Origin of the sequence: Mycobacterium sp., from assembly GCF_049683935.1 — a bacterium.
Taxonomy (GTDB): domain Bacteria; phylum Actinomycetota; class Actinomycetes; order Mycobacteriales; family Mycobacteriaceae; genus Mycobacterium.
In genome coordinates this window covers 1-5,052 of the sequence record NZ_JBAUJR010000065.1, presented here as the reverse complement: position 1 = coordinate 5,052, position 5,052 = coordinate 1, and the positions used below count along the sequence as shown (strand labels likewise).

The following is a 5,052-nucleotide window of genomic DNA, read 5'->3' as shown; positions in this document are numbered from 1 at the left end:
CCAGCTCGTCGGCATCGATGCCCGCTGCGAGGAACTCCCGGGTGAACTTCGCCGCCTCGGCGTCGGCACGCAGAAACACCGCGGCGTCCGGATCGTCGACCCTGGGCAGCCCCATGGCCCGCTGAATCCGCTCGAACAACTCGAGGTCGACGCCGGCTTTGGCCGCTGCCTCGCGTGCGGACACGTACACGCCGTCGTCGCCGATGGCGCGCCGGGAGCCCAGCAGCATCGGCGCCGGGGTGGCGCGGATCTGCTCCGCACGGACTCCCCGCTGCAGAAGCCATTCGATCAATTCGGCGCGCTCGGCCCGCGCGTCACCTTCGAGCCCGTCCAGCAGTCCCGATGTCTCGAGATCGACGTCATCACCCACCTGCCCACGGTATACGGCCCCCGTCGGTGCGATAGACATGAGCGATGAACCCGCCGACGTTGCAGGGATTCCCGCCGATCATCGCCGCCGGCGCGCGCATCCTCATACTCGGCAACATGCCGGGGGTCGCGTCGCTGGACGCGCAACAGTACTACGCACATCCGCGCAACGCGTTCTGGCCGATCGCCGCCGCACTCTTCGGGTTCGACCCGGCCGTGCCCTACGAAGACCGGGTCACGGCCCTGACGGGAGCCGGCGTCGCCGTGTGGGATGTGCTGAGATCGTGTCGCCGAGTCGGCAGCCTGGACGCGGCTGTGGAACGGGATAGCATGGTGGCCAACGACTTCGGCGCATTGTTCTCAGCCCACCCGACCATCACCCGGGTGTTGTTCAACGGTGCGGCCGCGGCGAAGAATTACCGCAGACTCGTTGCTGTCGAACAACCGCTGAGCTACGCGACACTCCCCTCCACCAGCCCCGCACACACTGTGCGATTCGACGACAAGCTCTCCGCGTGGCGTCGAGCGCTGAGCGGTTAGGACACCGCCGGGCGTCGATCCCGCCAAGGCCGCGCCGTCTCGATCTGCGCGCTCAGCGACAACAGGGTCGCTTCGTCACACGGCCTGCCCACCAGCTGGATCGACGTCGGAATGCCGTGCGCGTCCAGACCCCACGGCACCACCGCCGCGGGTTGGCCCGTCACATTGAACATCGCCTGGAACGGCACCCGCGCGGAGACCAGCGCAACCGTGGCGATCGCGCCGCGCCGCTGATAAGCACCCACGCGCGACGGTCCCGCCGCGGAACCGGGCGTGATCACCACGTCGACGTCGTCGAAGATCGCCAGGATGCGGGCGGTGATTTCGTGTTCGGCGGCGCGTATCGCCGCCAACCTGCGATCGGAGACCAGGGCGCCGATGCGGCCGAACGACCGGGTGCGCCGGTCCAGACGCTCGGGATTCGGCAGCATCGCGACGTCGTCGTGGACACCGCGGAAGTACCGCGGCAACGCCTGGGCGTAGACCGCCGACGGCGGATAGTCCGGATCGCGCTCCACCACGTGATGGCCGAGGTCTCGGAGCAGCACGCCGGCTTCGACGAGTGCGGCCCGCTGCTCCCGGCCGACACGAGCGACCAGGGGCGGTGGAACCTTGTCGCTCAACGCAATTCGTAGACGCCCGGGCGAGCGTCGGACAGCACCGACGAATCCGCCGTCCGGGCCGGGCAACGTCGTCGTCGCGTCCAGGAACACCGCGGCATCCTCGACGGTGCGCGCCATCGGACCGTTCACGCTCAGCCCGCTCCAGGCGTCGTCGTGGGGTGCCAGCGGAACACGATCGCGTTGGGGCTTCATCCCGAACAACCCACACCACGTCGACGGAATCCGAATCGACCCCATGCCATCGGAACCCACGGCCAACCCCGCCAGACCCGCTGCCACCGCGGCACCGCTGCCGCCACTGCTGCCGCCCGGCGTGAACTCGGTGTTGTACGGGTTTCGGGTGGCTCCGAAGGTGAGGGTCTCGGTGAAGGGCCAGATCATCATCTCCGGCACCGCGGTCTTGCCGAGAATCACCGCGCCCGCGTCGCGAAGGCGGCCGACGACGTCGGCGTCGCGGGTTCGACCCGGCCCGTGGGCGGCACTTCCGTAGGTGGTGACTTCACCCGCGACGTCGATGTCGTCCTTGATCGCGACCGGCACCCCGAGTAGCGGAAGCCGCTCCCCGGCATCGAGTCGACCCTGGGCGGCGACGGCCTCGTGCCGCGCGCTGTCGGCCAGCACCACCCGGTAGCACCTGAGCACCGGGTCGAGAGCAGCGATGCGGCGGAGGTACGTCTCGACCAGCGCGGGCGCAGTGATCACCCCGTCGGCCAGGAGTCGCGCCTGCGCAGCAGCGCCGGCGAAGGCGAGATCGTCGGGGTGCACGTCGGCCATTGTGCGCCGGGACGCGGTGGTCCGTGGTCGATCGATACCCATTAGCGTGACGGGATGTCCTGCGTGTTCTGTGCCATCGTCGCCGGCGATGCCCCCGCCATCCGGATCTACGAGGACGAGGACTACCTCGCCATCCTCGACATCCGACCGTTCACCAAGGGGCACACGCTGGTCTTCCCGAAGGACCACGTCGTCGATCTGACCGACACTCCGCCGGACACCGTGGCCGGGATGGCGACCCTCGGCCAGCGCATCGCCAGAGCGGCACGGGTCTCCGGTCTGCACGCAGACGGCAACAACATCGCCATCAACGACGGCAAGGCCGCGTTCCAGTCGGTGTTCCACATCCATCTCCATGTGGTGCCGCGACGTACCGGCGACAAGTTGTCCTTCGCCAAGGGCATGTTCGTTCGGCGGGATCCCGACCGCGAGCAGTCCGGTCGACTGCTGCGCGAGGCACTGGCGCGGATCGACACCGCAGAGAAGGATTGACGCCATGGGCATCGCACTGTGGATCGAGCAGAACATCGGATACCGGCTGCTGATGGTGCACGACAAGGTCTACAAGAGCACCAACGGTCGCCTGGGACACCGCATCCCGCTGCCCGGTGTGGCGCCGAGCCTGCTGCTGCACACCGTGGGTGCCAAGACCGGCAAACAGCGCACGAACACCCTGTCGTACTTCCCCGACCGCGGCGACTATCTGGTGGTCGCCTCCAAGGGCGGTGACCCGAAAGCGCCCGGGTGGTACCACAACCTCAAGGCCAACCCGAACGTCGAGATCAACGTCGGCCCAAGGCGATTTCCTGTGACGGCGACGCCGGTGCTTCCCGATGATCCCGACTACGCCCGGATGTGGCAGCTGGTGAACTCGCAGAACTCGGACCGCTACGACGGTTATCAGAAGCGGACGTCGCGGCCGATCCCGATCGTCCGGCTCTCCCCTTAGAACAGCTCCTTGGCCAGCAGCTCCAAGGTGCGCTCGCGACCGGGAGCCGTGGCCGGGTCGGTGCCACGGAACGCTGAGGCGACCGGGTGGATCATCACCTCGTCCACGCCGAACCGCTCCGCGAGCGCACGCACCTGGTCTGCCGCCTCGGCGGGTGAGCCCATCACGGCCTGGCGCAGGCCCGCGTCGATGATCGCCTGCGCCTGCGGGCTGACCCGCTGCTGCTCGGCATCCTCGACGAGGTCCAGTGGCACCATCGGCTGACCCGTCCGCAGCCGACCCATCATCTGCAGGTTCGGCAGGATCAAACGTGTTGCCTCGTCCCGGGTTTCGGCCACCGCGGCGTTGACCGTCAGGAATGTCACCGGCTCGGCGGCCTGCTCGCTGGGCCGGAACTGCGTGCGGTAGGTCCGCAACGCCTCCTCGGTGCCCTGGCCGGAGAAGTGGTGGGCGAAGACGTAGGGCAGGCCCTTGGCCGCAGCCAGCCGTGCCGAGTACATCGACGAGCCGAGCAGCCACAGCGTGGGCTCGCTGACCGCGGCCGGGGTCGCCTTCAGGATGTAGTTGTCACGCATCAGGTCGCGCGGTAGCGGCACCCGCACACCGCGGGCGCTCATCAGCGACACCACGTCGTCGAGATATTCGGGGAAAGCCTCGATGTCACGATCGTCACGCCCTGCGGCACCCCGCAGCGCCATCGACGTCACCGGATCCGAACCGGGCGCGCGACCGATGCCCAGATCGATACGGCCGGGATGCGCGGCTTCCAGCAGCGCGAACTGCTCGGCGACGGCCAGCGGCGCGTGATTGGGCAGCATCACCCCGCCCGACCCCAGCCGCAGCGCCGAGGTCTGGGCGGCCAGGTGGGCGATCAGCACCGGCGGGCTGGTCGCGGCAACCGACGGCATGTTGTGGTGCTCGGCGATCCAGTAGCGCGTGTAGCCGAGCCTGTCCGCGGTCTGGGCGAGACGGGTGGTCGCGGACAGCGCAGCCGAGGTGCTCTGGTCGGAGCGCACCGGGACGAGGTCGAGAACAGAAAGACGCATTGAGTGTGCAACGCCTGTTGGCCGCCGGACGTTCCCCGTGGCTTCGGGCCCATTCCTTGCGAATCGGGCGCGCCGGTCGACCGCGGGGGTCGTTCAGCGCGCCGAAATCGCGCGGGCGGTGGCGAAGACCTCGTCCATCATCGCCGAGGTGAGCCTGCCGGTGAAGGTGTTCTGCTGGCTGGGGTGGTAACAGCCCACCAGCGCTACGTGACCACCCTCGACGCCCAGCGTCGCGATGGTGCCGTGGCCGAACTTCGGCGTGGGCGTGCCCACGGTCCCGCCGGTGCGGCGGATCATCGCCAGCGTCACCTGCCAGGCGAACCCGCCGAGCGCGACGATCACCTTCACGTCCGACCCGATGAGCCGCCACTCGGCATCCAGCCACGGCGCACAATCGGCGCGCTCGGCCGGCGTCGGCGCGTTCGCCGGCGGTGCACACCGCACCGCTGCCGCCACCCGAACATCGTTGAGCACCAACCCGTCTGCGCTGTCGGTGCACGTCGGCTGGTTCGCCAGACCACAACGATGCAGCGACCCGAACAGGAAATCTCCCGACCGATCACCGGTGAACACCCGTCCGGTGCGGTTGGCGCCGTGTGCCGCCGGCGCCAATCCGACGACCAGGATGCGCGGCCTCGTCGATCCGAAACCCGGCGCAGGCCTGCCCCAGTACGGCTGGTCGGCGTATGACCTGCGCTTTTCCACGGCGACCTGTTCCCGCCACTGCACCAGCCGCGGGCATGCCCGACAC

The 5,052-nt window shown here is 68.9% G+C and carries 7 protein-coding genes; 3 read left to right on the top strand and 4 right to left on the bottom strand.

Going from position 1 to position 5,052, the window contains the following annotated elements; translation table 11 throughout:
• Positions 1–370, bottom strand: a 370-nt coding sequence (locus WA965_RS03585) for an adenylate cyclase regulatory domain-containing protein (RefSeq protein WP_526447086.1), incomplete at its 3' end; no start/stop codon positions are given.
• Between the two features lie 44 nt (positions 371–414).
• Here WA965_RS03585 and WA965_RS03580 point away from each other — a divergent pair.
• A complete protein-coding gene (locus WA965_RS03580) occupies positions 415–909 on the top strand; it encodes a DNA-deoxyinosine glycosylase (protein ID WP_526295787.1) in 495 nt (164 codons plus the stop codon).
• On the opposite strand, the gene WA965_RS03575 is transcribed toward WA965_RS03580, so the two are convergent.
• Positions 906–2,306, bottom strand: a complete 1,401-nt coding sequence (locus WA965_RS03575; protein WP_526295821.1) for an amidase — start codon at positions 2,304–2,306, stop codon at positions 906–908. The genes WA965_RS03580 and WA965_RS03575 overlap by 4 nt on opposite strands.
• A gap of 54 nt (positions 2,307–2,360) precedes the next feature.
• Between WA965_RS03575 and WA965_RS03570 the strand changes: the two genes are divergently transcribed.
• Entirely contained in the window at positions 2,361–2,798 is a 438-nt protein-coding gene (locus tag WA965_RS03570; protein WP_526295785.1) for an HIT family protein, read from the top strand.
• A gap of 4 nt (positions 2,799–2,802) precedes the next feature.
• Positions 2,803–3,255 (top strand): nitroreductase family deazaflavin-dependent oxidoreductase, encoded by a 453-nt coding sequence (locus WA965_RS03565; RefSeq protein ID WP_526295783.1) that lies wholly within the window; start codon positions 2,803–2,805, stop codon positions 3,253–3,255.
• Here WA965_RS03565 and WA965_RS03560 read toward each other — a convergent pair.
• Positions 3,252–4,301 (bottom strand): LLM class flavin-dependent oxidoreductase, encoded by a 1,050-nt coding sequence (locus tag WA965_RS03560; RefSeq protein WP_526295781.1) that lies wholly within the window; start codon positions 4,299–4,301, stop codon positions 3,252–3,254. The two genes, WA965_RS03565 and WA965_RS03560, sit on opposite strands and share 4 nt — an antisense overlap.
• 93 nt (positions 4,302–4,394) lie before the next feature.
• A partial coding sequence (locus WA965_RS03555) for a uracil-DNA glycosylase (RefSeq protein ID WP_526447084.1) occupies positions 4,395–5,052 on the bottom strand: 658 nt, incomplete at its 5' end.

Bases quoted from the DNA above. Each gene is read 5' to 3' on its own strand.
- WA965_RS03575 (WP_526295821.1), bottom strand. From the start codon at position 2,306: ATGGCCGACGTGCACCCCGACGATCTCGCCTTCGCCGGCGCTGCTGCG.
- WA965_RS03580 (WP_526295787.1), top strand. From the start codon at position 415: ATGAACCCGCCGACGTTGCAGGGATTCCCGCCGATCATCGCCGCCGGC.
- WA965_RS03565 (WP_526295783.1), top strand. From the start codon at position 2,803: ATGGGCATCGCACTGTGGATCGAGCAGAACATCGGATACCGGCTGCTG.
- WA965_RS03570 (WP_526295785.1), top strand. From the start codon at position 2,361: ATGTCCTGCGTGTTCTGTGCCATCGTCGCCGGCGATGCCCCCGCCATC.
- WA965_RS03560 (WP_526295781.1), bottom strand. From the start codon at position 4,301: ATGCGTCTTTCTGTTCTCGACCTCGTCCCGGTGCGCTCCGACCAGAGC.